The sequence below is a fragment of the Arthrobacter sp. TMN-50 genome, from assembly GCF_054511125.1.
In genome coordinates, this window is the sequence record NZ_JBTNDG010000010.1 from 1 (window position 1) to 26481 (window position 26481).

20 protein-coding genes and 1 pseudogene are annotated in these 26481 nt (G+C 65.9%); 10 read left to right on the top strand and 11 right to left on the bottom strand.

Translation table 11 applies throughout. From position 1 onward, the window contains the following. Nucleotides 1-139: 139 nt before the first annotated feature. The 8 genes and pseudogenes from ACX80A_RS11715 to ACX80A_RS11750 all read right to left on the bottom strand — a co-directional run. Nucleotides 140-274 (bottom strand): annotated as a pseudogene (locus tag ACX80A_RS11715) (IS5/IS1182 family transposase); the annotation flags it as partial. A 41-nt stretch (nucleotides 275-315) separates the two neighbouring features. Next, nucleotides 316-1755, bottom strand: a complete 1440-nt coding sequence (locus tag ACX80A_RS11720; RefSeq protein WP_459259894.1) for a glycosyltransferase family 2 protein — start codon at nucleotides 1753-1755, stop codon at nucleotides 316-318. Next, nucleotides 1752-2786: a HEAT repeat domain-containing protein gene (locus ACX80A_RS11725; protein ID WP_459259895.1), complete on the bottom strand. Its 1035-nt coding sequence runs from the start codon at nucleotides 2784-2786 to the stop codon at nucleotides 1752-1754. Before ACX80A_RS11725 ends, ACX80A_RS11720 begins: the two co-directional genes overlap by 4 nt. Before the next feature lies 1 nt (nucleotide 2787). After that, the gene (locus ACX80A_RS11730) at nucleotides 2788-4848 is read right to left on the bottom strand and encodes a response regulator (protein ID WP_459259896.1); all 2061 of its coding nucleotides are present in this window, start codon (nucleotides 4846-4848) and stop codon (nucleotides 2788-2790) included. Beyond that, nucleotides 4845-5228, bottom strand: coding sequence for a response regulator (locus ACX80A_RS11735; RefSeq protein ID WP_459259898.1), 384 nt, complete (start codon nucleotides 5226-5228; stop codon nucleotides 4845-4847). Before ACX80A_RS11735 ends, ACX80A_RS11730 begins: the two co-directional genes overlap by 4 nt. After that, a complete protein-coding gene (locus tag ACX80A_RS11740; protein ID WP_459259899.1) occupies nucleotides 5221-8406 on the bottom strand; it encodes a PAS domain S-box protein in 3186 nt (1061 codons plus the stop codon). The genes ACX80A_RS11735 and ACX80A_RS11740 overlap by 8 nt, the downstream gene beginning before the upstream one ends. A gap of 424 nt (nucleotides 8407-8830) precedes the next feature. Then, entirely contained in the window at nucleotides 8831-9091 is a 261-nt protein-coding gene (locus ACX80A_RS11745) for a hypothetical protein (RefSeq protein ID WP_459259900.1), read from the bottom strand. Between the two features lie 78 nt (nucleotides 9092-9169). Next, entirely contained in the window at nucleotides 9170-9904 is a 735-nt protein-coding gene (locus tag ACX80A_RS11750) for a YoaK family protein (protein WP_459259901.1), read from the bottom strand. Between the two features lie 169 nt (nucleotides 9905-10073). On the opposite strand from ACX80A_RS11750, the gene ACX80A_RS11755 reads away from it, so the two are divergent. Genes ACX80A_RS11755 through ACX80A_RS11780 form a run of 6 tightly spaced genes read left to right on the top strand, consistent with a single transcriptional unit; the run spans nucleotide 10074 to nucleotide 17827 of the window. After that, nucleotides 10074-11786, top strand: coding sequence for an ABC transporter substrate-binding protein (locus ACX80A_RS11755; RefSeq protein ID WP_459259902.1), 1713 nt, complete (start codon nucleotides 10074-10076; stop codon nucleotides 11784-11786). After that, complete coding sequence (locus ACX80A_RS11760) at nucleotides 11783-12736, top strand: ABC transporter permease (RefSeq protein ID WP_459259903.1); 954 nt, start codon at nucleotides 11783-11785, stop codon at nucleotides 12734-12736. Before ACX80A_RS11755 ends, ACX80A_RS11760 begins: the two co-directional genes overlap by 4 nt. Next, nucleotides 12736-13677 carry an ABC transporter permease gene (locus tag ACX80A_RS11765; protein ID WP_459259904.1) on the top strand — a complete coding sequence of 314 codons (942 nt, stop codon included), beginning with the start codon at nucleotides 12736-12738 and terminating at the stop codon, nucleotides 13675-13677. The genes ACX80A_RS11760 and ACX80A_RS11765 overlap by 1 nt, the downstream gene beginning before the upstream one ends. Nucleotides 13678-13682: 5 nt before the next feature. Beyond that, complete coding sequence (locus ACX80A_RS11770) at nucleotides 13683-15491, top strand: gamma-glutamyltransferase family protein (RefSeq protein WP_459259905.1); 1809 nt, start codon at nucleotides 13683-13685, stop codon at nucleotides 15489-15491. Further along, nucleotides 15475-17145, top strand: coding sequence for a dipeptide ABC transporter ATP-binding protein (locus tag ACX80A_RS11775; protein WP_459259906.1), 1671 nt, complete (start codon nucleotides 15475-15477; stop codon nucleotides 17143-17145). Before ACX80A_RS11770 ends, ACX80A_RS11775 begins: the two co-directional genes overlap by 17 nt. Nucleotides 17146-17155: 10 nt before the next feature. Next, nucleotides 17156-17827 (top strand): GntR family transcriptional regulator, encoded by a 672-nt coding sequence (locus ACX80A_RS11780; RefSeq protein WP_459259907.1) that lies wholly within the window; start codon nucleotides 17156-17158, stop codon nucleotides 17825-17827. 202 nt (nucleotides 17828-18029) lie between these two features. On the opposite strand, the gene ACX80A_RS11785 is transcribed toward ACX80A_RS11780, so the two are convergent. Further along, on the bottom strand, nucleotides 18030-19286 hold the full coding sequence (locus ACX80A_RS11785; RefSeq protein ID WP_459259909.1) for a phospholipase D-like domain-containing protein: 1257 nt from the start codon (nucleotides 19284-19286) through the stop codon (nucleotides 18030-18032). A gap of 144 nt (nucleotides 19287-19430) precedes the next feature. On the opposite strand from ACX80A_RS11785, the gene ACX80A_RS11790 reads away from it, so the two are divergent. Further along, entirely contained in the window at nucleotides 19431-20720 is a 1290-nt protein-coding gene (locus ACX80A_RS11790; protein ID WP_459259910.1) for an ATP-binding protein, read from the top strand. Nucleotides 20721-20733: 13 nt separating this feature from the next. On the opposite strand, the gene ACX80A_RS11795 is transcribed toward ACX80A_RS11790, so the two are convergent. Then, nucleotides 20734-21453: a polyamine aminopropyltransferase gene (locus tag ACX80A_RS11795; protein ID WP_459259911.1), complete on the bottom strand. Its 720-nt coding sequence runs from the start codon at nucleotides 21451-21453 to the stop codon at nucleotides 20734-20736. Nucleotides 21454-21534: 81 nt separating this feature from the next. Further along, a complete protein-coding gene (gene glsA / locus ACX80A_RS11800; RefSeq protein WP_459259912.1) occupies nucleotides 21535-23349 on the bottom strand; it encodes a glutaminase A in 1815 nt (604 codons plus the stop codon). 390 nt (nucleotides 23350-23739) lie between these two features. Between glsA and ACX80A_RS11805 the strand changes: the two genes are divergently transcribed. From ACX80A_RS11805 to ACX80A_RS11815, 3 genes are read left to right on the top strand one after another with little or no spacing between them, the layout of a single operon-like run. Beyond that, nucleotides 23740-24381, top strand: coding sequence for an ABC transporter permease (locus ACX80A_RS11805; RefSeq protein ID WP_459259913.1), 642 nt, complete (start codon nucleotides 23740-23742; stop codon nucleotides 24379-24381). Further along, a complete protein-coding gene (locus ACX80A_RS11810) occupies nucleotides 24374-25696 on the top strand; it encodes an ATP-binding cassette domain-containing protein (protein ID WP_459259914.1) in 1323 nt (440 codons plus the stop codon). The genes ACX80A_RS11805 and ACX80A_RS11810 overlap by 8 nt, the downstream gene beginning before the upstream one ends. Further along, complete coding sequence (locus ACX80A_RS11815; protein ID WP_459259915.1) at nucleotides 25693-26475, top strand: ABC transporter permease; 783 nt, start codon at nucleotides 25693-25695, stop codon at nucleotides 26473-26475. Before ACX80A_RS11810 ends, ACX80A_RS11815 begins: the two co-directional genes overlap by 4 nt. Nucleotides 26476-26481: the final 6 nt, after the last annotated feature.

Here is a 26481-nt window from a genome sequence, read left to right on the forward strand (position 1 = left end):
GTTAGGGTGGGACATTGAAGACCTCCTGGTCGGTGGATGCTCTTGACAAGCCCCACTACACCCGGAGGTCTTCTTCATGTCACCACACCACGCCGACCGTCACCAACCTCTGTGGTCAATACACCTAGGACGTGTCTCCTTACTGGCGTAGCCAGATGAGGACGGCATCGAGGGCGGCTCCGGAGCGGTAGGTGATGGCGGGTTTGTCGTATCGGGTGGCGTTGCTGCGCCATTGCTTGACGATGTTGAAGGACTGCTCGACGACGGACCGGCCTTTCCCGCCAGCACTGCCTATAACCAGGCCTTGACGTAAAGTCAGTCTACGTGCGGTGGCTCGGAGGCGGGCGGTTGACCGAAGCCCTTTCGGCTCATAGTCCCCCAGTCGGTCTTGCCCCGCCAGTAGCGCCACAGCCCGCGCAGCCGCCAGACCACGGTGAGCTGGCGGTAGCCGACGCCTTCGACGATGCTCCAGAACAGCAGCAGCAGCAGGTCCGACCACCGCTGGTAGCGCCGGTAGGAGAACTCCTCCAGGAGCATGACCGCCACGTTCAGCAGCACGCCCCAGCCGTAGGCCACCGCAAGGAACAGCAGGGCGAATTTGACGTCGACTGCCCCCATCAGCAGACCCACCGGCACAGCCACCACCCCGAGCGCCTCCACCACCGGCCCCAGCAGTTCAACGATGACGTAGTACGGATATACCACCAGGCCCAGCGATCCGTAGCGCGGGTTGAGCACCATGCGCCGGTGGCGGCGCAGGACGTCGGCCAGCCCGCGGTGCCAGCGGTCCCGCTGCCGGCCGAGCACGCGCAGGGATTCGGGCACTTCGGTCCATGCCACGGGGTCCGGCACAAAGTCCACCCGGCTGGCCGTCCCGTCGTCTCGGCCGCGACGGCGCAGGTCGGCGATCAGCTCCATGTCCTCCCCAACGGTGTCGTGAACGTACCCACCGACGTCGAGCACGGACTGGCGGCGGAACAGCCCGAACGCTCCGGAGATAATCAGGTTGCCGCCCAGGTCGTTCCAGCCGAGGCGACCGAACAGGAAGGAACGCAGGTATTCCACGGCCTGGCACCCCGCTAGCAGCCCGCGCGGAACCCGCACTTCCAGCACACGCCCGTTGGCGACCCGGGAACCGTTCGCCACGCGGATGGTGCCGCCGGCGGCCACCACCCGATCGTCGGTCAGGAACGGCCGGACAATTCGCAGCAGGGCGTCGGACTCAATGAGCGTATCGGCGTCGATGGCGCAGACCAGTTCCCCGGTGGCGCAGTTTAGGCCGGCGTTGAGCGCATCGGCCTTCCCGCCGTTTTCCTTGTCCACTACGAGCAGTTGCGGGTGTACCCGTGACCGGTACAGCCCCCTGATCGGCTGCGAGTGCACCTGGTTGCGGAAGATTGGATGGATGGGATGCAGGTCGAAGGTGCGGATCAGCACCTCCATGGTGGAGTCGGAAGAGCCGTCATTGATGAGCACTACCTCCAGGGCCGGATACTGCAGCATCAGCAACGCCTGGACGCTCTCGGCGACGTTGGCTTCCTCGTTGTAGGCCGGGGCCAGGGCGCTGATGGTGGGTGAAACCTCGGAGCCCAGCAGGCCGATGCGGTCCTCTTCCCACACCTGTAGCCGGTGGCGGCGCATTGCAGTTACTGCGCTGACGAGCAGCGCGGTCTGGAAGCCGTTGACCACAATGAAGTAGGCGAAGACTGCCCAAGCAAAGAACACTAGGACGTTGGTTAGGACGACGGTGATCATCGCGCCCGGCCGGGTCCGGGGAGGTCGAGCACCTGTCGGGCCATGTCCCGGGCGAACCGGTCCGTGCTCGCTAGCGCCCGCTGCAAATAGAGCCGACCGGGCCCGCCGAGCCCGTCCAGGGCAAGTCCGGCCGCACGCCGGACCTCCCATGCCGGATCCGCTAGCCTCGCCGACAGCAGCGGCACGCTCGGCCAGTGTCCCAGTCCGGCGAGCCCGGACGCGGCCCTCGCCCGTACCTCGGGCGCCGGGTCCGTCAGGAAGGCCTCGAGGGCCTGGACGGCGCCTGCTCCGCCGCTGGAGGCGACGACGCGCGCGACCGCGGCACGCACCTCCGGGTCGGCGTGGTCCCGGTACGCCAGGGCGGGCCCGAGCAGCTCGGGATCGTTCAGGCGGGCGCCGATGTTCAGCGTGGTGGCCGGTGCCTGCGGATCCGGGCCAGCTAGATGTGCAATTATCGCCGGGACGCTGTGCCGGCCGAGGCGTATCAGGGTGGACTGGGCCGTCAGCCGGCAGGACAGGGAGTCGTCGCTTAGCATCCGTACAAGCCGTGGCACAACGGCCGTGCCGGGATGGCTGGCCGTCCATGCAGCGGCGGCGGCACGCACTTCCGGCCGGGGGTCGTCCAGCAGTGGCGGCACGAGATCCTCGCCAGCGCCCAGAATGATGAGCATCCGCACCGCTTTCAACCGCCGGGCCCAGCTTCGGCTGCGGCACCAGCGCGTGGCGCGTTCCAGGAGCAGGCCGTAGGTCGGCAGCTCGGCGAGCCTGGCGCGCCCGTCCGAATCGACGCTGCGGGTGGCCTCGGCCATGGACTCCACCGTTTTGTCCAGTGGCAGTTTCGGCAACGCTGGCACGTCGCGGGCCCCGGCGAGGGCCCTGGCGAGGATGTCACGGCTGGCCGCTACGGCTGCATGCAGCCGGGCAGCGCGCAGTTGCCGGAACGCCGCGTGCCCGAATACGAGGCTCAGGCCGGCTCCGAGAATCGCCGATTCAGCGAGTAGGACCGTGAACAGGGCGTTGTAAAGGCCCACCTCAGCTGCTCAGGGCCCTGCGGAGCCGCTGCATCAGCACTGGCACGCTGAAGGGTTTTGCAACGTGGTCAAATGCGCCCTGCTTGAGTGTGTCCACGATTTCCTGTTCACTGGAGCGGGCAGTCAGCATGATGACGCGCGTATCCGCCAGGTTGCCGGTGGAAGCCATCTCGCGTAAAACTCCCAGGCCGTTGAGGATGGGCAGATCGACGTCGAGGAGTACCACACGCGCCCGAAGCGCGGCCGGGCTGCCGGCCAGCTGGTCTGCTGCCGCCCGGCCATCGGCGAAATGCCGGTACCGGTAGCCGTAGGTGGTCAGCGCGTGGCCGAGCAGCTCAGCCAGAAGCGGATCGTCTTCGACCACCGCTACGTCGATGTCGTATCCGGCGGAGGCAGATTCGACGGAGAGCACCCGGCGCCGGCCCTCCTCCTTGGCCCGGTACATGGTGCGGTCCGCGGCCCGGAAGAGCTCCTGCAGGTTGAGGGCGTCCTGCGGGTAAGAGGCGACGCCGGCGCTGAAGCTGACTGTGATGGGCGGCCCGTCCGGGGTCATAAACGATTCCCGGCCAAGCAGCTCCAGTATGGAGGCCATCTGGTCGACGGCATCGTCGCGGGCCATCCCGAACATGCCGAGCAGGAATTCCTCGCCGCTCCAGCGCGCAGCGACGGTGTCGCTCTGGGCGGACTCCTGAAGCAGCGCGCCAAAGCGGCGCAGCACGTCGTCGCCGGTGGTATGCCCGTGGGAATCGTTGACGGCCTTGAAGCGGTCCAGATCCAGGAGGACAAGGGAAAGCGGCTGGCCGTGCCGCTCGGCCAGCGCCAGCATACGCTGGAGCTCACTTTCGGCGTGCCGCCGGTTGGACAGTCCGGTCAGTGAATCGGTCTTCATGATCTCGCGCAGCAGACGGTTCCGCTTGAGCTGGTTGCGGATGCGTGCCACCAGTTCGGGGCCACTGAAGGGTTTGGTCACGAAGTCGTCCGCTCCGGCGTCAAAGATGTTCGCCACGCTCTCCGGATCGCCTCGTCCGGTCAGGAAGAGGACGGGAAGGCCCGCCCAGGAGCCGTCGCTGCGCAGAACCCGGCAGAGTTCGTCGCCGCGTATGCCGAGCATGTCCAGGTCGAGCACCACAAGGTCCGGCTGGACCTCCTCGAGCACCTCCCAAAACCGCAAGGGGTCGCCGAGCCCGACGGTGCGCAGGCCTTCGGCCGCCAGCACGGCATCGACCGCGGAGAGGATGGCGGGATCGTCGTCGACGGCGAGCACAGTGCTGCCTGCCGGATCGGTGCGCGAGAGCATTCCCTGCACGGCGGAGACCAGCCCCTCCGGGGGCGAATCGGCGCCGATGAACCCCAGGGCGCCGGCGCGCGCGGCCGCCACCCGGTCGGAAAACGCATTCGGCGGGGTGAGGGCCAGGGTGGGCACGGGCGGATCCAATGTGCGAAGCCGGGTGATGATGTCAATTCCGACGTCGCCGGCGCCGATTTCGACCAGAGCCGCCACCGGGGGCTGCCCCCCTTCCGGCAGCCAGGCGTGGGCGCCCAGGACCAGCGCCTCGAATGTCCGCGTAGCGGCGGCCGTGATCAACTGTTCGCGACGGGCGCGATCGGTCATGGAGACGACGATTGTACGCGGGGCGGAATCGGGCCCCGCAGAGGCAGACCCGGCGGGCTCGGGGGCCGCAGCTGAACCTGGCCGCTCAGCAGCCGGCGCTGCGGCCAGTACCGCGGGCGCCGGAGCGCCCGGGCCGCGGCTGAGCTCGGTCCGCAGGGCCACCACCCCGTCCGCGGCCGCGAGCATCCGGTCCAGGGGGATCGGCGCTGCCCCCTTAAGGATATGCTCCAGCTGGCGCGCGGCCTCGGACGCCTGATGGAAGCCGAACGTACCGGACGAGCCGGCGAGCTTGTGGGCGGCGCGTTCGGCCTCCCGGCGCTCGTCGGCCCCCAGCCGGTCCTCGATCAGGGCGGCCACCGCATCCTCGATCAGCGCCACCCGCGACAGGGCCTCTTCACGGTTGTTGTTCCAGATGGCGCGGATGACCGCGCCGGGGTCGCGCGCGGTCACGGAGCCCAACCCATAATCCCCGCAATCTGTTCGCTCAGCGCCATCGGGTCGAAGGGTTTGGCGAGCACCCCGGCTACGCCAAGGGAGGTGAAACGAGCCCGGTCTGCCTCCTGAGTCTTGGCCGTCAGGAGGATGACCGGCACCGAACGCGTCTCCTCGTGTTCCTGCAGCCGCACGAAGGTTCCGGGCCCGTCCAGGCCTGGCATCATGACGTCAAGCACGATGGCGTCCGGAGGGCTGTTCCGCGCCTTTTCAAGGCCTTCGAGACCGGATGAGGCCGTGTCGACATCGTAGCCGCCGACCATTTCCAGGACCGTCCGCGCCACCTCGCGGATGCCATCGTCGTCGTCCACAAGCAGGATGCGCCGGGGGTTAGTCATGGCTGGGTTCCTCCGCAGTCTGGGTGAGCCTGCCGAGCAGGTTCACCACGTGGCGTTCAAATTCGTCCGGGGTGACCCGGCCCTTGGTGAAGAACCCGGTCTTGCCCAGGCGCAGGCGCTTGCGGTCCGCTTCGGTCAGGTCCCGCGCACTGTAGACAGCCAATGGCACGCCCCGCAGCCGGGAATCACGGCGCAGCTGGGCGACCAGAGCGTAGCCGTCCTGGTCCGGCAACTGGAGGTCCAGGACCACCAGGTCCGGAACAATATGCGCACACAGGGCCAGCGCCTGGCGGGCCGTCGGCGTGTGGTGCACCTCGATACCCAGCTGCCTGAACCGTTCGGTCAGCACGGCCGCCAGGTCCTCGTCATCCTCCACCAGCAGCAGCTTCGGGCCGGCCTCGCTGCGGCCGATGGCCTCGTCGACGGCGATCAGCAGCCCCTCCAGGTCCACCGGCTCGTCAATGACGAGGCCTTCGGCCTCGGCGACGATTTTGTCACCGCCGAAGCTGAGGAAGACCACCGGAAGGTCCTTCGTTTCCGGGTCGTCCCGTAGAGCTACGACGGCGTCCCAGCCGGCCACGTCCGGCCGCTGCTGTTCGATCAGGATGACCGAGGGCCGGTGTTCGACGGCGGCCCGGGACAACTGGGTGCTCTCTGTCACCTCGATGGGGCAGTAGCCGTGCGGCAGGAGCATGTCCCGGATGGTGCCGCGCACGGACGCATCGTCCCCGAAGATAAGGACCTTGGGGCCGGCCGGTTCCTCGCGGGCCGCCGAGGCGGGCACTCCAGGCAGCGCCACGGTGAACACGGCGCCGCCGCCGGGCGCGTTCTCGGCCCAGATCCGGCCGCCGTGCTGTTCGGCGATGGTGCGGCAGATGGCCAGGCCCAAGCCCGTGCCGCCCTTGTCCCGCGAGTCGGTGGCATCGACCTGCTGAAACCGTTCGAAGATCCGCTCGAGGTCTTCCGGCGGGATTCCGCGGCCCTGGTCGCGAACCTGGATGGTAACTCCGTGGCGGTCGCCGCGGATCATCAGGCGCACCTGCGAGCCGGCGGGCGAGAACTTGATGGCGTTGCTCACCAGGTTGGTCAGGGTCTGTTCGATCCGGTCCGGGTCCGCCCACACCTCGACGGATTCGACGTCCAGCACCAGTGACACCCCGGCGGTCTCAGCCATGGCGCGCATGACCTCCCGGGTCCGTTCGGCCAGGACCGCAATATCGCATTCCTGCAGTTCCAGTGTCACCTTGCCGGAGTTGAGCCGTTCGATGTCCAGGATATCGTTGATCAGGCGGACCAGGCGGTCGGTGCTATGGGCGGCGATCTCCACCATCTGGTGTCCGCGCTCGTTGAGGGATCCCAGCAATCCGGCCCGGAGCAGCCCCAGGGCGCCGTGGATGGACGTCAGTGGCGTGCGCAGCTCGTGGCCCACCACGGAGACAAACTCATTCTTGGCCCGTTCGGCGGCATGCCGTTCGCTGACATCCCGGAGGACGGAGCTGTGGACGAGGCGGGCGCCGTCGTTGGTGGTCCATGCGGACACCTCGGCAGGGAATTCGCTGCCGTCGCGTCGCCTGAGGACGTGCTCAAAATATTCTGCGGGTGCCCGGTCGGCGCCGCCCTCGCTGCGAAGCCTGAACAGCCGCTCCACGGTTTCACGGTGCTCAGGTGGGGCTACCAAGGACCCGAGCGGCTGTCCCAGAGCCTCCTGGCGTGACCAGCCGAACGTATTCTCAGCCTGGACGTTCCACTCTGTGACGACCCCGTCCCCGCGGAACTGGATGTAGGCCTCTCCTGCCGACTCAATAATCCGCCGGCCCAGTTCCTCGCTGCGCTGGACAGCTTCCAGGGAGGCATGCTGGTCCGTGATGTCCAGCAGGGTTCCCACCACCGTGGAGCGTCGGCCGCCCTCGTCGATGATCAGTTCGCCGCGGCTGTGCACCACCATGTCGCTTCCGTCAGCCCGGTGGCCCCTGTAAGTGAAATCGATGCCGTTCACTTCGTCCAGGATGCGCATCGCCGAGGCGAGCGCCCGTTCACGGTCCTCCGGCCGGACCGTAGCCAGCCAGGCGTCCACATCCTCGTTTCCGTCTCCGGGGGCCATACCATGCAGGAGATACATGCCCTTGGTCCATGACACCTTGTTGGTCCCGAGATCCCACTCCCAGCTGCCCAGCCGGGCCACACCTTCGGCGGTGGAGAGGCGGTTTTCGCTGAGCCGCAGGGCCCGCTCCTGCTCCAGCTGGGGCCGCAGGTCCCGCATGACTTCCGTGACGTACGAGTCGCCGACGGACAGAGCCTGGTGCAGATGGGAGGTGACCTGAACGGGAATCGGAGTGCCGTCCATCGCCTGCAGTTGCCGCTCGCCCTGCCAAATACCGTCGCGCTCCAGCGACGGCATGTCCTCCGCGTAGATCCGTTCCAGCTCCTCAGGAGCGAAGATGGAGCTGATCCCCAGCTCCGTCGCTGACTCGTCCACGCCGAGCATTTTCCGGCCGCCCGGGTTCATCCATATGACGCTGCCATCCGGATGTCCCACCAAGGCAAGATCCGGGCTCGCCTCAACGATGGAGGCCAGCTGGTTGCGGGCGATTTCGGCCCGCCGGACGTTGGCACGCTCCGTTTCGGCCAGCCGCCACGAAATCAAGCCCGCCATGCTGGCGAGGATAATAAAGCCGCCATGCACCAGACCCCACAGGACGGGTGCAAGGCCTGCAGCCTCATGGTTGTATACGGCGTGCGGGAACAGCAGACCGACCACCCCGTGGTGGATCACCACGTAGGCCAGAGTGAGGGCGAAAGGCAGCCATTCCTGGTAGAGCGTGATGAACGCTACCGCGGCGAAGAAGTGGAAGTGGCTTTCAATTAGTCCGTCCGTGAAGTGGATCAGCACGGCGCTGCAGCTCATCAGTGTCAGCACGGACAGGATCATGCGCATGCGCCGGCTCAGCGTGGGGAAGCTCGACAAAGCCGCTCCGACGGCCAGCAGACCGACTTCGAGCGCAATGTGCCAGGGGATGGTGCCGGAGAGGACGCCGGTGACGGCCAGCACCGGGATATGCAGCCACAATACCCAGAGCATCGCTTGGTGGCGACGCGCCCAGATCTCATCGGACAGCCCTTCCCCTGAGGGGAGCCAGGTGCGGATGCGTTCAGGCCAGGTGGTGACGACAGCGCTCATGTGAACAGTATCTCCGACGAATGCCCATTCCCACGTTTTAGGCCTGCCATCCCAGAATTCCCGCAACCTGGTGACTCAGGCCCATCGCCTCTAACGGCTTGGTGAGCATTCCCGACATACCCAACGCAACGAAGCGGACGCGGTCGGCGTCCTGTGTTTTGGCTGCGCGTAAGGTGGCATTCCCTTTGTCATCGTCAACGAGCAGGATGCGCCTCGGGTTGATGCCTCCGCATCCGAAGCCTTGCGTCGGGCCGGAGGTTGGCTACCACGGCGTGTCAATCCTCATCCGGTGATACCAGGTCCAGAACTACCCGGCCGTCAGCGCCCCGATCACCATCGGTGGATCAAGGCTAGGACGTGTCTATTGGCGTAGCCAGATGAGAACGGCATCGAGGGCGGCTCCGGAGCGGTAGGCGATGGCGAGTTAGTCGTATCGGGTGGCGTTGCTGCGCCATTGCTTGAAGATGTTGAAGGACTGCTCGACGACGGACCGGCCTTTGTAGGCCTCGCTGTCGAAGTCCACCGGTCGGCCGCTGCGGACGCCTTTGCGTTTGCGGTTGGCGATTTGGTGCCGGGGCGCGGGGTGATACCGGTGCGCGATGCCCTCGGCGACCTGTTGGTCGTTTCGGAACGGGCGGCCGCGTTGGCCGTCGGAGCATGGGCAGCAACGGCTCAACGCGGGCACGAATCCGCGCCCGCTTGCCCATGCTCGTCCAGTCCGGTGGAGGGAAGACAGCTCGTTAATGAACTGCCGGTGAACGGCTCACTGCCTTTCGGCCAAGGCTGCAACCCCGTCAGTCCGGACCGCAGCGGCGGCTCGCTCGTCCTTGCGGTGCCGGAGCTGGCCGATCAGTGTCACCACCGAGGTGAGGACCGCTGAGAGTGCAATTCCCACCCAGAGATCGATGTGAAGTGCCGCGGCCCCGACGAGGGCGCCGAGCAGAATCAGCGAGATAGCGAGGGCGCGGCGCATCCAGAACGGGCTCTTCCCTCCGGCTAGGCGTGAGTCCGAGGCCAGTCCGGTGATGGTGGACGTTACCACCACCGTGGTGATCTCAGCGACCTTGAGGCGCTTCGCCGTCGCCGCCTGAATGCCCATGGCGAGGGCAAGTGTGCTGGTGGTGACGCTACCCAGGGCGTGGTCAGCGGTCACATCGACCAGGGCGGTAAAGAGGGCAAGGCCACCGATGAGTATCGACACCATCAGGAAGGTCAAAGAGGTTCGTCCGCTCCACCCCTCGGGGGCCTTGCGCAACACCCGCCCGCCCAGGACGGCGCCAACCATGAAGAAGAGCAGCGCCAGCGCTGGGCGCAGCACCGGCAGGTCGCTCCCACCGGCGATGGCCATGCCCAGCAGCACAACATTTCCCGTCATGTTCCCAGTGAAGACCTGGTCCAGGCCGAGGAAGCCCACGGCATCCACGACGCCGGTCGAAAACGTGAGAGTCAACATCAGCCACAGGTGGAGTCGCTCGGTGGAGACGGGCTGACGGTTCATGGATCCTCCGGGGTTATTCGAACCAGCGCTAAACGACCTGTTGTTATACGAACCGTCATATTTCAAACGGCATGTATACAAAATACACGTTTCTGTTTATCGTTGTATGCAATCGGTCACATGAGACCTGCGCCACATGCAGCCCCCGCCTCCTGAACCAAGGATAGAAATGCCGCTTACACCACCTATGCATCCGGTCCGGCCGGACTCGCGATCCCGGTCTGCACTCAAGACCACCGGCGTGTTTGCGAGTGCCGCCGCCGTGGTCCTCGCGATGACTGCCTGCCAGCCGCTTCAGGCCCTCGAGCCAGCACCCGAACGCGAAGAGATCACTACCGCGTCGCTCGAAGGCAAGACCATTGTTGAGGGAGGGGACCTGGTGATGGCGCTCTCCGCTGAGCCCGACCGCCTCGACCCGACGACGTCGTCGTCCCTCTACACCCGCTATGTCATGCAGACCATGTGCCAGAAGCTGTACGATATCGATGCCGCGGGTGAACTCATCCCGCAGCTCGCCACCGAGCTTCCCGAGGTCTCCGCTGACGGGCTGACCGTCTCGATCCCGGTGCGGGAGGACGCGGTGTTCGCCGACGGCACCGAGTTCAACGCCGAAGCGGTCCGCAAAACCATCGACCGCCACCTGAATCTGGAGGGCTCGTCCAGGGCCAGCGAGCTTGGGCCGATCACCGGCATCGAAGCGACCGACGAATACACGGTGGAAATCACCTATGAGACACCGTTCGCCCCGCTGACTGCGGCACTCGCCGACCGCGCGGGCATGATGCTCTCGCCGCAGGCCCTCGATACGGCCGGCGAAAACTTCGGTGACAACCCGGTGTGCGTGGGCCCGTTCAAGTTCGTCGACCGCGTCCCCCAGACCTCCATCTCCGTCGAGCGGGATCCGCTCTATTACGACGCAGAGAACGTCCACCTGGATAGCATCACCTACCGGATCATCACCGACGCGAATATCCGCGCTGCGAACCTGCGGTCCGGCGATGTCCACGTAGCCGACACCATTTCGCCCCAGGACATTGATGCCCTGACCCGGGAGGAGGGGATCGGGGTGCTGCAGGTCGGGTCCCTCGGCTATCAGGGCCTCACCATCAATGTCGGCAACACCGACGGCGTCGGCGAACCGGTGGGCACCATCGACACGCCCCTCGCCCAAGAGGCAGCCGTACGGATGGCCCTGTCCATGTCAATTGACCGGGAAGCCCTCGTGAACACTGTCTTCAACAGCTGGTACCAGCCTGCCTGCTCGCCCGTGTCCCCGGAAAGCCCCTTCACTTCAGAACTCAGTGAGGACTGCCCACCGTTTGATCCGGAAGGCGCCGTCGCACTACTCGAAGAGGCGGGCATCGAAACCCCGTACAAGATCGAGATGCAGGTCTCCAACGCTCCCGACACGCTGCGCTTCGCCCAGGCTCTGCAGGCGGCGGTGTCCGAGGAGGGCGCGTTCGCCCTGACGATCGTTCCGGTGGAATATTCGACGCTGCTGGACGTGCAGTCCCGCGGCGACTTCGAAATGCTGCAACTGGGCTGGTCGGGCCGCGTTGACCCGCACGGGAACATGTTCAACTTCCTCTCCACCGGCGGTGGCAACAACTACTCCGGCTACAGCGAGGACGACGTTGATACCCTGCTCCGGCAGGCCGCGCAGACCATCGACGAAGGCGAACGCGCCGACCTGTACGGCCAGGCGATCGAGAAGGTCCAGGAAGACAACCCGCTCATCTACCTGTACCGGGTGCGCAGCCTCACCGCCTACACCACGAACATTGCCGGGGTGGAAACCTTCGCGGACGGCGTGGTGCATCTCAGTAACGTGGCATTCGTCGAAGGATCAGCCTCGCCTGTTGCTGCGGAGGTCACCCGATGATCCGCTACGTTGGCGCCCGACTCTGGCAGTCGGTACTGACCCTGCTCCTGGCGTCGCTGGTGGTTTTCATCGGCGTCAGGCAGCTTCCGGGCGACCCCGCCCTGGCCATGGCTGGCGAGGAGGCGACCCCCGAGCAGGTGGAGACAATCCGTGAACAGCTTGGCCTGAACGACTCCCTGACCAGCCAGTACTTCACCTTCATCGGCAACATCATGCGCGGAGACTTCGGTGAATCGACCCGCACCGGCACTCCCGTCACCGAACTGATTGCCACCACGTTGCCCGTCACGCTGTGGCTGTCCGCCTACGCGATCGTGGTGGCCGTCGTCGTCGGGATCCTGTTCGGCGTGATCGCCGAGCGGTTCCGCGGGCGTTGGCCGGAATGGCTGGCCAACGGGTTTGCGCTCATCGGATTGTCGGTGCCGAACTTCTGGTTGGGCATCCTTGCGATCCTGTATCTGTCGGTGACCCTCGGCTGGTTCCCAGCGTCGGGGTATGTGGATGTGGCGTCCGACCCGCTGCGCGGGTTGTACTACCTGACCCTCCCCGCGGTCATTCTGGGCACCGGGCTGGCAGCCGTGATCATGCGGCAGACCCGGGCATCGATGATCGAAACCATGAGTACCGACTATGTGCGGACTGCCCGGGCCAAGGGCCTGGGGCGGGGCCGGGTGCTGACGCGGTACGGCCTGCGGAACTCGTTGATCGTGGTGGTCACGATCGTGGGGCTGCAGCTTGGCGGCCTGATTTCGGGTGCCGTGGTGACCGAGCGGATTTTCGCGCTGCCGGGCTTCGGGAAACTCACGCTCGACGCCGTGTTCACCCGTGACTACCCGGTCATCCAGGCCGTTGTCCTGATCATCACCATCTCGTACATCGTGATCAACCTGGCCGTGGACATTTTGTACTCAGTCGTCAACCCGAAAATCCGAGTCGGAGGAGCCAACTAATGGCCGCTACTGAAATCGCACCCCTGGGGACCGGCCCGGTGATCGGACCTGACGGAGCGGGCCTCGGCTCGGCCCGCGGCCGGATCTGGCGCTCGCTGCGCCGCAACCCGCTGGGAATTGCCGGGGGCCTCATGCTCGCACTGGTGGTGCTCGCAGCGGTGCTGGCGCCACTGATCGCACCCTACGATCCCACCGAGGTCCACTTCGACGCACCCTTCCAAGACCCGCTCACCGTGGGCTATCTGCTGGGCACCGATGACCTGGGCCGCGACATTTTCTCCCGCATGCTCTTCGGCATGCAGGCCTCCCTTCAGGTGGGAGCACTGTCCGTGCTGCTCGCCGTCGTCGTCGGGACGCCCCTGGGGCTGCTGGCCGGCTACTGGAAAGGGTTCGACGCCGTCATCTCCCGCCTCACCGACGTCACCCTGGCTTTCCCGTTCCTGATCATCGCCGTGGGGCTGGCGGCTATCAGCGGGCCCAGCCTGTCAAACGCGGCCATTGCGTTGGGAATCGCGCAGATCCCGACCATGATCCGGGTGGTCCGCGGCGAAACGCTGCGGATCAAGGAGAGCGACTTTGTGCTCGGCGCCCGCACCATGGACGCGTCGGGGCTGCGGATCATGGCACAGCATGTGCTGCCCAACGCGGCGTCGGCGATCATTGTGCAGGCCACGGTGATCATGCCGGTCGCCGTGATTGGCGAGGCGCTGCTGTCCTTCCTCGGTCTCGGCATCCAGCCGCCAACGCCTAGCCTGGGTATTATGCTCTCGGATGCGCAGCAGTACATTTTCAGGTCTCCCACGGCAGCCATCTTCCCTGGCGTCGCAATTGCGGTGATCTGCCTCGCCTTCAACCTGTTCGGGGATGCACTGCGTGACGCGCTCGACCCCACCAGTACCTCGAGTTCCCGAACTCGGTCCCGTTCAAAGAACCGAAAGTGACGTCGATGACTTACACACCACCCGCTTCCTTCACCACCCGGCCTACTCTCGAGGGCACCTTCGGGATGACCGCCTCCACCCACTGGCTGGCGACCGCATCGGCGCAGGCAGTCCTTGAACGTGGTGGGAACGCGTTCGACGCCGCCGTCGCCAGCGCATTCGTGCTGCACGTGGTGGAACCGCACCTCAACGGTCCGGGCGGCGATATGACCGGCGTGTTTGCGACGGCGGCTAACCCGTCCGAGCCCGTGGTCCTGATGGGCCAGGGCCCCGCCCCGGCTGCGGCCACCCGGGAACACTACCTCTCCGAAGGACTGGAACTGGTACCCGGGTCGGGTGCGCTCGCCGCAGCGGTACCCGCTGCCGTCGACGCCTGGTTCCTCTTGCTGCGCGACCACGGCACCTGGGAGCTCCGCGACGTCCTGGATTTCGCCATCGGCTACGCCCGCAACGGACACCCCATCGTGGGACGCGTCGGCGCGACGATCTCCGCCGTCGCCGACCTTTTCAACGACCACTGGCCGACGTCGGCAGCGCTCTGGATGCCCGGCGGCAAGGCTCCCGTCGCCGGTGAGCTGATTGCAAACGAGGCCTACGCTACAGTGCTGGACCGCCTGGTCGCGGCCGGCGCACCCGGGGCCACCCGTGAAGAACGCATCGATGCGGCCCGGCGTGAGTGGAGTGAGGGGTTCGTGGCGCAGGCCGCCGTCGCCTTCACAGCACAGCCGCACCGCCACTCGTCCGGCACCGACCACGCCGGGGTGATGAGCCTTGAGGACTTCGCTGGCTGCCAGGCCAGCTACGAACCGGCCACCACGTTCGAGTTCCGCGGCCACACCATCGCCAAGACCGGCGCCTGGGGGCAGGGTCCGGCCCTGCTGCAGACCCTCGCCATCCTGGCCGGGTACGACGACGAGCACCTTGACCCGTCGACGGCGCTCGGCGCCCACACCATCCTCGAGGCGCAGAAACTCGCGATCGCCGACCGGGAGGCGTACTACGGCGACGCCGATGTTCCCCTCGACTACCTACTGTCCGAGGGCTACGCGGCCGAACGCCGCGCCCTGATCACCGAGATGGCGTCCGCCGAGTTCCGCCCCGGCACCGTACCGGGCCGGGAACCGTTCATCCCGCCGCTGCGCACCGAGTACCTCCCGCCGGCGCTCGCCGGGATCGGCGCGATGGCAGGCGTCGGTGAGCCCACCGTCTCACGCAGTGGTGAAACCCGGGGCGATACCTGCCACATCGACGTCGTCGACCAGTGGGGAAACATGGTCTCCGCCACCCCCTCCGGCGGCTGGCTGCAGTCATCGCCCACCATCCCCGAGCTCGGGTTCTGCCTGGGCTCACGGTTGCAGATGACCTGGCTGGAGGGCGGAGCGCCGTCGACCCTTCGCCCGGGCAAACGCCCCCGCACCACGCTGACCCCCACCCTGATCCTCAAGGATGGCGTGCCCGTGGTGGCGCTGGGATCGCCCGGCGGTGACCAGCAGGACCAGTGGCAGCTGCTGTACATTCTGCGCACGATCGTGGGCGGTTACGCGCCGCAGCAGGCGATCGACGCGCCGTCCCTGCACACGACGTCGATCCCCGGCTCCTTCTTCCCGCGGACCTGGGAACCTGGTGGAGCCGTGGTGGAAGACCGTCTCGGCGAGGACGTCATCGCCGATCTGGAGGCCCGCGGCCACGTGGTCACCCGGGCGGGTGACTGGGCGCTGGGCCGGATTTCCTCGGTGGTCAGCGACCCCGCAACCGGCGTGCTGAAGGCCGCCGCCAACCCGAGAGGAGCACAGGGCTATGCAGCAGGTCGATGAAGTGAACACAGGATCCAGAGAGGTCCTGCTGAAGGTCGAGAACCTTGAGGTGACGTTCGGTGACACTCCGGTGCTGCACAACGTCAGCTTCGAGTTGCGGAAAGGCGAGCGGGTGGCCATTGTGGGCCAGTCGGGCTCCGGCAAGTCGACAACCATTGGTGCGATCCTGCAACTGCTGCCCGGCAGCGGCTACGTTTCCGGCGGGTCAATCTGTCTGGGCACCGCCGGCGACACGGTCGAGCTGGCCGACGCCTCCGAAGCGCAGATGCGCACCATCCGCGGCTCCCGGCTGGGACTCGTCCCGCAGGACCCGATGTCCAACCTAAACCCGTCGATGAAGGTGGGTCCACAGATCGCCGACGCCCTGATGTCCAACCGGGCGCCGGGCAGCGAACGCCTGGACCGGGCGCAGACGAAGGTACGCGCCGTCGCGCTGATGGCAGAGGCGGGCATTCCCGACGCCGAACGCCGGTACGGGCAGTACCCGCACGAGTTCTCGGGCGGCATGCGCCAGCGGGTTTTGATCGCTATTTCGTTGGCGGGGGAGCCGGAGCTGCTGATCGCCGATGAGCCGACGTCGGCCCTTGACGTGACAGTGCAGCGGCAGATCCTGAACCACCTCCAGAACCTGGTCGACGCCCGCGGCACCTCGCTGCTGTTCATCACCCACGACCTGGGCCTGGCCGCCGACCGGACCGACCGCATCATCGTGATGTCCGAGGGCCGCATTGTCGAGGTGGGTACGCCCCGCGAGATCCTGCTCAACCCGCAGGAGGACTACACCAAGGCCCTCGTCGCCGCGGCGCCGTCAGTGGCGGCGGTGCTGGGGCGGGAACCCGCCGGTGGCGGCATGTCCTCCATCGCCGGTCCCGAGCCGATCCTGGTGATCCGTGACCTGTTCAAGGAATTCAAACTGCGCGGCCAGCGCGGCGGTATGGTGCAGGCCGTCAAGAGCGTCTCCTTCACTGTGCAGCGGGGGACGACGACGGCGGTGGTGGGCGAATCCGGGTCGGGCAAGACCACGGTGGCCCGAATCATCCTCGGCCTGGAAACCGCTACGTCGGGCAACGCACTGATTGACGGCAAGACCATCACGGCCAGCCGGGGCCAGGAGCGCCGGTCATTGCGACGGAAGGTGCAGCCGGTGTTCCAGGACCCCTACGGATCGTTGGATCCTACGTTCAGCATTGAACGGCTGATCGATGAGCCCCTGCGCATCTTCAAGGTGGGGGACAAGGACGACCGCCGTCGCAGGGTGGCCGACCTGCTGGATCAGGTTGGCCTGCCGCATTCGGTGGCGCAGCGCCGGCCCAACGAACTTTCCGGCGGGCAGCGCCAACGCGTGGCCATCGCCCGTGCACTGGCCCTGGAACCTGAGATGCTCATCCTCGATGAGGCGGTGTCCGCGCTGGACGTGCTGGTGCAGGACCAGATCCTGCGGTTGCTGGCAGATCTGCAGGACCGGCTGGGACTGACCTACCTGTTCATCAGCCACGACCTCGCCGTCGTTCGCCAGATTGCCGATAATGTGGTGGTCATGAAGGCGGGTGAGGTAATGGAGGCGGGAACAGTGGATCAGGTCTATAACCGGCCCGCGTCCGAGTACACCCGTGAACTGCTGGGAGCGATCCCCGGTGCCGCCTTTGCAGCCTGATCCGAAACCGGTGGATCCTGCGCCCAAGCAGCGGGTGCAGGACGAGATCCGGCACGACATTATCTTCGGTTCCCTGCGGCCTGGCACCCGCGTGACCGAGGCCGCGCTCGCCGCCAAGTACGGGGTCTCCCGCATTCCGGTGCGGGAGGCGCTGCGCGCGCTCGAGGCGGAGGGGTTCGTCGAGTCCAAGCCCTACGCAGGGTCGACGGTGTCGGAAATCCCGCTCGACGACGCCGACGATCTCTTCTTCGTGCGCGAGGCCCTCGAGGTCGCCACCGCGCGGCGTGCGGCGCGGCGCGCGGCTGCCCAGTTCAGCGCGGGGGAGCCGAGCGCCGAATGGTGGAAGGCCCGGCGGTTACTCGCTGACCTGCTCGACGACGGAGACCAGGCCATCGCCAAAGGGAACCTCGCGCTGCTGCCGGAACTGAACATCCGGTTCCATCTGGGGATCGCCGACCTGAGCGGCAGCGCCTCGCTCACAGCTTTGCTGCGCCAGATTTCCGGCAAGATCGAGTGGCTCTACGCCACCGACGTCGACAATCGGGGCAAGCAGTCCTGGGGCGAGCACCGCTCCATCATGGCAGCAATCGACGCCGGCAACCCGGCGGAGGCCGAACGACTGATGGCCGGGCACGTCCACCAGTCCCGGGTGGGGTACCTGGACCGGTTTGCCGCCCCCTGAGCCGGGCCCGTCGGGAACTTCTGTGCAGCACTGGCGGGTCGAACGCGGGGTTGACGGCGCCGGTGAAAACTTCTGTGCAGCTGTGGCGGGTTGAACGCGCCCGCACCCGCCACTGCTGCACAATTTTTGGGGCACACCCGCCACAGCTGCGCAGATCCTGCAGCGTCGCGAAAAAAGGAGGCACCCAAAGGTGTGCCCGGTTCTACAGAAGCGGGCGGAGGGGGGCGAGGATCGCTTCGCTGACCCGCGCGACGATGTGCCGGCGTTCCCATTCCTGAATCGTAAGGATGCGGCTGTTGCCGCTGTCGATCGCGAAGATCTGCTCCATGCTCTGCGCCAGGCCCTCGTCGAAGATTTCGATGTTGATCTCGTAGTTCCCGGTCAGACTCAACCGGTCAATGTTGGCGGTGCCCACCGTAGACCACTGGCCATCCACGGTGGCGGTTTTCGCGTGGATCATCGCGTTCTGGTACAGCAGCACCTGGATCCCGTTCTCCAGCATTGAGGTATAAAATCCGCGGGACAACCAGTCGGAAAGCACATGGTTGGATTCCTCGGGAAGGATCACCCGGACGTCCACCCCCCGTTTGCTTGCCCGCAGAAGGGCATTGAGGATCTGCTGGTCGGGGATGAAGTAGGCGGTGGTGATGTAGATGTGATCCTTGGCGCGGTTGATCGCGTCGAGGTAGACACCGCGGATGGGGAACACCAGGTTCGCGGGGATGTTGTTGACCGCGCGCAGCCGTGGCTCCCAGAAGTTGGCACTGATATCTTGCAGCTGCGGCCGCGACTTTGCAGCGGACAAATTCCAGACGCTGACAAACGCTTCCCGCAATTCCCAGACGGACGGACCCTCGATCCGCAGGTGGGTGTCCCGCCACGTGGTGGCGTACAGGGTGCCAATGTTGTATCCGCCCACAAACCCGACGGCATCATCCACCACCAGCAGTTTGCGGTGATCGAAGCCGGTGCCCCGGATGTTGGTGAACAGCACTGAGGGACGCAGGACGGGGAACCTGAAGACCCGGACGTCGGGGTGGAATGTGTAGAACGACGGTCGGACTACCAGGTTCGCGAATCCGTCATAAATCACGTAAACCTTTACGCCCCGCGCTGCCGCCTCATTGAGCGCGTCCCGGAAGGTGTGCCCGACGTCGTCGCCTTTCCAGATGTACGTCTCCATCAGGATCTGGTGTTTGGCGGACCTGATCGCCTCAAGCATCGCCTCATACAGGTCTTCACCGTAGGTGTAGACGGTGGTCGTCGAGCCAGCCACATGACCCTCGAAAATGCCCGGTTTAGGGAATCCCTCACGCCTGGTTCTGATCTTTTTCTGCACTGCGTCGATGATCACCAGTGTCGCAGCGACGGCCGCCTGCAATCCCGCGAGCGTTAGGGCGGCTCGTCCAACAACGGTCCGGGCGAAGCCAAAGAGGTGCTTCGGGTGGTGTAAACGCATGATCAAGAGCCTATCTGACCGGCGACGTCGGCCTCGGACAGTCACAATCTCCGGTCCCGTCCAGCGGTATGCCATGATCAGCGAACGGCACGTTTCGCAGACGGCCACACGACACGATCCGCACACGACGAAGGAGTCACCCGTATGACCGGTTGGAGAATCAGGGACTTTCACTCTGCCGACATGGACGCGATCCTGCACCTGTGGGAGGAATCCCGCAGCGTCGGCGTCGAACCCGTGTACGCCCTCGCGGAGGTTCTTGCCTCCTGTCAGAAGGACCACGCCGTCGTTGCCGTCCACGGCGAGACGGTGGTCGGCACAGCGGTGGCCCGCGCCGCCCACGATCAGGGCTGGATTGTCTTCTTCGCCATCGACGAGGCCTGGCGGAATCACGGGATCGGCAGTGCACTGCTCGCTGCCATTGAGGGCCGGATGGCACCGCATGGCCTGACCAAGCTCTCCACCCTGGTGCCCGACGCTGAGCACCGGGTGGCCGCGCTTCTCAACTCGGGCTTCCAGGACCGGAAACACCTGAGGTACTTCGAACGGGACATTCCCGTACAACGGCAGGAAATGGGCCTGCTCAGCGAACTCGGCGGACGGTTGATGCCGCGAAACCTGTGGACCAACGTGGGCGGGATGCAACGGGAGAAGGAACTGCTCGAACGCCGGCTGGTTCTGCCGCTGGCGAACCCCGACCTCGCCGAGCAGTACGGGGTGGTTCCGCCGCGCGCAGTGATGCTGTTCGGGCCGCCGGGTACCGGGAAGACCACGTTCGCGAAAGCAATTGCGTCGCGGCTGGAGTGGCCCTTCGTCGAAGTGTTCCCGTCGCGGCTTGCCGCCGACTCCAAGGGCCTCGCGGGGGCACTGCGGGAAACCTTCCTGGAGATCGCCGAACTGGAACACGCAGTGGTCTTCATCGACGAGGTCGAGGAGATTGCCGCCCAGCGGCAGGGAGAGCCGCCGTCCCCGTTGCAGGGTGTGACCAATGAACTGCTCAAGATCATTCCGGCGTTCCGGGAGCGGCCCGGCCGGTTGCTGGTCTGCGCCACGAACTTCATCCGGGCGCTGGACACCGCCTTTCTCCGCCACGGCCGCTTCGACTACGTCATCCCCATTGGCCTGCCCGACGACGCCGCCCGGCACGCCATCTGGCAGCGGTACATCCCGTCCGAGGTGGCAGCCGACGTCGACATTGCCCAACTGGTGGACACATCCGACGGATTCTCGCCGGCGGACATCGAATTCGCCGCCCGCAAGGCGTCCCAGCGGGCACTGGAGCAGGCGGTCTTCGGATCGGCCGACGGCGGCACGCCCGCCGCGGGCCCGTCCAGCGAGGATTACCTGGCGGCGATCGCCGAAACGCGGACCACCGTGTCGGCGTCGGTGGCCCAGGAGTTCCGCGAGGACATTGAACGGATCGCGAGACTGTAGCGGGTCCGCGGGACTATCGGGGTTTGCGCCCCAGATACACGGTGTTGGTGGAGTCCCTGCCCTGCAACGGGTTGTCGAAACTGACCACCTCGGCGCGCACCTCGGTGAACGCGCCGCCCAGTACGGCGAGGTAATCGTCGTCGGGCGGGTCATTCGACCAGAGGGCGAAAATCCCGCCGGGGTGCAGATGCCCGGCGAGTCTTTGCGTCCCCGCCGGGTCGTAGAACGCGGCATGGCTGGGGTGAAGCACGTGGCGGGGTGAATGGTCGACGTCGAGAATCACCGCGTGGAACAGCCGCGCTGGCGCGTCGGGGTCGAAGCCCTCGGGCGACGCAGCCAGCGCGAAGAAGTCCCCGTGGACGTAACGGCAGCGGGGATCGGCGGTCAGGGATTTCCCGGCCGGGATCAGCCCCGACTGGTGCCATTCGATGACCTCGCCCAACGCCTCGACGATCAGCAGGGACTGGGCGCGCGGACTGTCGAGCACGGCCTGCGCCGTGTAACCCAGGCCAAGGCCGCCGACGACGACGTCAAGCCGGTCGCCGGGAAGCTCGGCGAGGGCCAGCTCGGTCAGTTCGATTTCCGCCACGGTGAAGAGGCTGGACATGAGGAAGTCGTCGTCGAGTTTGACCTCATAGACCTCCTTGTCGAACGTCGGGTCCCAGCGGCGGCGCAGGCTGATCTCGCCCAGGCGCGTTTTGCGCCAGTCGAGTTCCTCGAACCGGGCACTCACCCGTGGATCCCGACATCCGGGAGGGAGTGTGCGCGGGCGGCGGGGCGTGCAGCGGGGAAGATCATATCTTCCAGTGTGTCATTAGTCGCGAACCCGGACCGCGGTCTCGCGCAGGTACAGATCCACCCTCGTGTAGGCATCGCGGGTGAGAGCCTTCCACAGTTCGACGGCGAGCCGCGGGTCCTCGGATTCGAGGTCGGCGATGGCGTCGGCGGTAAGCACCATGACCTTGACACCACCCTCGGCCTTCACCGTGGTCTCCTGCCGGTCGTCGCTGCCGAGGGCCAGCTCCCCGAAGGTCATGCCGGCGCTCAGCGTGGTCAGCCGCACCCGGTGCCCGGTCGGTCCCGGGACCGAGGTGGTGATTTTTCCGGACAGGATGAAGAACACGCCGCCAAACCGCTGACCGACGCGGCGGATCACATGACCGTCGTCGTACTCCCGCTCTTCCATCCGGTCGGCGAGGGCCGCCGCGTCCTCGGCGGTCAGCGGGCTCAGCGCCGGGCAGTCGGTCACCGTGACGGACGAGGGGAGGTACAGGTCATCACCGTAGGCGGCGATCAGCCGATCTTCGCACCATTCAACCGCAGCGGTACGGGTATCGAAGGTGGGGACGGGACGATCCACGTGCTCGAACGTGTCGGCGAGAGCGCCGTCGCTGTCGATCAGGACCAGTTCCCTGCCCTCGCTGACCAGGCTTTCACGGGTTTCGGCCAGGAGGCGTAAGGAAACGTCTGCCACTTCGTCAACCCGGCGCAGGTCCAGGATTACCAGTTCAACGTTCGTCTCGAGCGAGCTCAGTTCGCGGATCATCGACTCGGTGCCCGCGAAGAGCAGGTCTCCGTTAAGCTCGATCACCCGGGCGCGGTGGCCGTTGTCGCGCAAAATGTCCATGGCCTCGTCGTTGCGGCGGATCCCAGACGGCGACGCGGAGATGTCGTAGGTGGACCGGATCGCTGATTTGCCCGTCCGGGCGGCCCTGACGAAGTGCAGTTCCATGTCCCGGGAGAGACGCTGGCTGGTGGCCATGCCGCGGACGCTGCTCCCATGCTCGTCCAGCGGAGGGGAATACACGGCGAGCCCTACCTGGCCGGGTAGGACGGCGATGGTGCCGCCGCCCACCCCACTTTTGGCGGGCATGCCGACCGTGCTGATCCAGGCGCCGGCGTCGTCGTACATGCCGCACGTGGTCATCACCGACAGCACCCGTTCGATCGGGCCGATTTCCAGGACCTGGCGGTCGGTGAGCGGGTTGCGGCCGCTGTTGGCAAGCGTGGCCGCCATGACCGAGAGGTCGAGGCAGTTCACCAGGACCGAACACTGACGAAAATAGTCTTCGATCACCGGCGTCGGATCGTCTTCGATAATGTTGAACGAGCGCAGCAGGTGGGCCAGCGCGCGGTTGCGGTGACCGTGTTTGAGCTCGGACTCGTAGATTTCGGTGTTCACGCTGAGCTGCCGACCGGCGAACGCCGAGTACGTATTGAGGATGCGTTTGAACCGGCCGTTGCCCCCTGACCCCTTGATCAAAGAAGTCGCGGTCAGGGCGCCGGCGTTAATCATGGCGTTGGACGGCCGTCCCGACCCCTCGGCGAGCGAGATTTCGTTGAACGAATCCCCGGACGGCTCGACGTCGACCTTCTCGTCAACGGCTTCCATCCCCAGATCGGCGAGAGCCAGCCCATAGGTGAACGGCTTGGAAATGGACTGGATGCTGAACTCGTCCCGGGTGTCCCCGACCTCGTAGATGTAGCCGTCCACGGTGGTGAGGCAGATGCCGAAGTTGTTTGGATCCACGTTAGCCATGGCAGGGATGGTGCTGTAGGGCTTCCCGTCCTTGAGCTCCGAAATCTCCTGGTGGATGCGCTTGAGGTAATTTTCAATGGGGGAGTCCATGACTGCAACACTAGCTGGATCCAGGCTGCCCCCGCCCAGTCCCGACTCCGTTCACCCCGCCCCGGCATCACTAGGTGCCTGAACTGGGAACGGCCGGTAGGCTCACGAACCAATTGACGAGCAGACGCAACTCCTGCTGCATTGACCGGCCATTCTGTGCTGCTATCACCTTGGCCTGGTTCACGGCACTAAATGGACTTCCCGGACCAATAATCACCGGCGTAAACGGGCTCGTCGGAAGTCGGTATCGACTGCCAATCGTGACCATCGCGTGACGGTCCAGTGATAATCCTGTGCGTATCCTGTAAAAGAGGCCGATTTTCGCGCCTCGAACTCTTTCGGACAATTGCCTCCGGGCTAACACGTAACCAATGTGAAGAGGGTATTGATTTGTTGGATTTCCTTGGAGACCGGCTGCCTCAAATCCTGTTCTCAAGCTGGCAGCACTTTTCCCTCGTCGTCCAATGTCTGATCCTCGGCACAGTGATCGCTGTAGTGATCGCCGCACTGGTGTATCGCAGCAGCCTCTTCAGATCGCTGGCCAACAGCGTCTCAGCCGTGGGGCTCACCATTCCCTCCTTCGCCTTCATCGGGCTCATGATCGCCCCGTTCGGGTTCGGCGTGACGCCTGCGGTGATTGTCGTGACCTTCTTCGCCGCCCTGCCGATACTCCGAAACGCGGTAGTGGGACTGACGGGGATCGACAGCGCAGTGGTGGAATCCGCCAGGGGAATCGGTATGAGCCGCTTCCGCACCCTGCTACAGGTGGAGCTGCCGCTCGCCTGGCCGGTGATCCTGGCCGGCATCCGCGTGTCCGCGCAGATGGTGATGGGTATCGCCGCGATCACCGCCTACGCGCTGGGCCCCGGCCTGGGTGGCTTCATTTTCTCCGGGCTGTCCCGGCTGGGTGGCGCCAACGCCATCGAGTCGGTCGCCACCGGCGTTATTGCCGTCATCATTCTTGCCCTTGTGCTCGACGTCCTGCTCATCGGCCTCGGCCGACTAACCACCCCGCGAGGTATCCGTGTCTGAGACCCTTTCCACAGCAACTACCACCCCTGGCCACGCGGGGAACGGTATCACCGGAGCCAGCATCCTGTTGGACAAGGTCACCAAACGCTATCCGGGTCAGGAATCCCCGGCCGTTGATGGCCTCACCCTTGAGATCCCGGCTGGCAAGATCGTCATGCTGGTTGGCCCCTCGGGGTGCGGCAAGACCACCACGCTGAAAATGATCAACCGGCTGATCGAGCCCACCGAAGGTCGCATTGTCCTGGACGACGACGACGTCACCGACATCAACGGCGACAGCCTCCGACGCCGGATCGGCTACGTCATCCAGGCCGGCGGACTGTTCCCTCACATGACCGTCGCAGCAAACATCGGCATTGTGCCCAAGATGCTCGGCTGGAGCAAAGACAAAATCGCCGCACGGGTCGACGAGCTGCTGGAACTGGTCTCCCTGGATCCAGCGCAATACCGTGATCGCTTCCCCAGGGAACTCTCCGGCGGACAACAGCAGCGCGTGGGAGTGGCCCGCGCCCTGGCGGCCGACCCGCCCGTCCTGCTGATGGACGAGCCGTTCGGTGCCGTGGATCCAATCACCCGACAGCGGTTGCAGGACGAACTGCTGAACATCCAGGCCGAACTGCAGAAGACCATCGTCTGTGTCACCCACGATTTCGACGAGGCGGTCAAGCTCGGCGACTGGATCGCGATCTTCACCGACGGTGCCCAGCTGGTGCAGTACGACACCCCCGAACGAATCCTCGCCAACCCGGCAAACGAATTCGTTGAAAACTTCATCGGTTCGGGCGCCGGGTTGAAGCAGCTCACCCTCACCCGGGTCAACGAGGTGGACCTGGCCGACGCCGTCGTCGCGCAGATCGGCGACCTGGGCAGCGACGTGCTGTCCCGGCTCGACGAAGCCCAGCACGACCACGCGGTGATCGTCGACCGGAAAAACCGCCCCATCCAGTGGCTGACCCGCCGCCAGCTCTCCCGCACCGACCGGATCAGCGACGACTGGGACGCGAAACTCCCCGTGGTCGGCGACCGGGCCACCCTCAATGACGCCCTCGATACCATGCTCGTGTCCAGTGCGGGCGCCGCCCTGGTCACGGGAATGCGGGACACCTTCCTCGGGGTAATCGACGTCGAAACCGTGATGGACGCGATCGGCCGCGCCCACGCCCACGCCCGGTCAGCACACTCGTCCGGACGTCCCGTGGGCGTCAACACCGGCACGCTGCAGGCCGTCGAGGAGCAGGATATCCCTCTCCACGGCGCAAATCGCGACGGCGCGGACGGCGATTCGACCGGCACCGCTGCGAGGTCCAGCCAATGAGCGCTGCCGCACTCACCCAGACACCTCAGGTACTCGCCGCGCGGGCCGACGTCGCCGGAACCTCCTGGCGACCGCTGGTCTACCAGCTGGTGGGCATCCTTGCCGCGATCACCGCCCTGGCTATCTGGGCGTTGACCGCGGACCTCTCGGAGGTCGAGCTCAACACGCTCAACCCCGACACGCTGCTCGGCTACACGCTCGAACACCTCGCCCTGACGGCTGTCTCGGCGGTCATCGTGCTCGTCATCGCCATCCCACTGGGCATTTTGCTGACCCGCGGTCCGTTCCGTCGGCTCACCGGACCGGTGCTCGCCGTCGTCAACGTCGGGCAGGCTGCCCCGGCAATCGGCCTGATTGTGCTTCTCGCCTCCTGGCAGGGATTCGGATTCACCGCGGCCATCACAGCGCTGGTCCTCTACGCGCTGCTCCCGGTGCTGCGTAACACCATGGTCGGTATCAACCAGGTGGACGGCAGACTCGTCGAAGCCGGGCGGGGGATGGGAATGAGTGCCGTGGCGGTCCTGTTCAAGGTGGAGTTGCCCCTGGCCGTCCCGGTAATGCTCGCCGGCATCCGCACCGCGCTGGTGCTTCTGGTGGGCACCGCCGCACTCGCCGCGTTCATCAACGGCGGTGGGCTCGGCATTCTCATCATCACCGGAGTGAACCTGAACCTGGTCAGCGTGCTGGTCGTTGGCTCGGTCCTGGTGGCACTGCTCGCCCTGCTGGTCGACTGGATTGGGCGCGTCGTTGAACACGTCGCCCGCCCGAAAGGACTCTGATGCTCT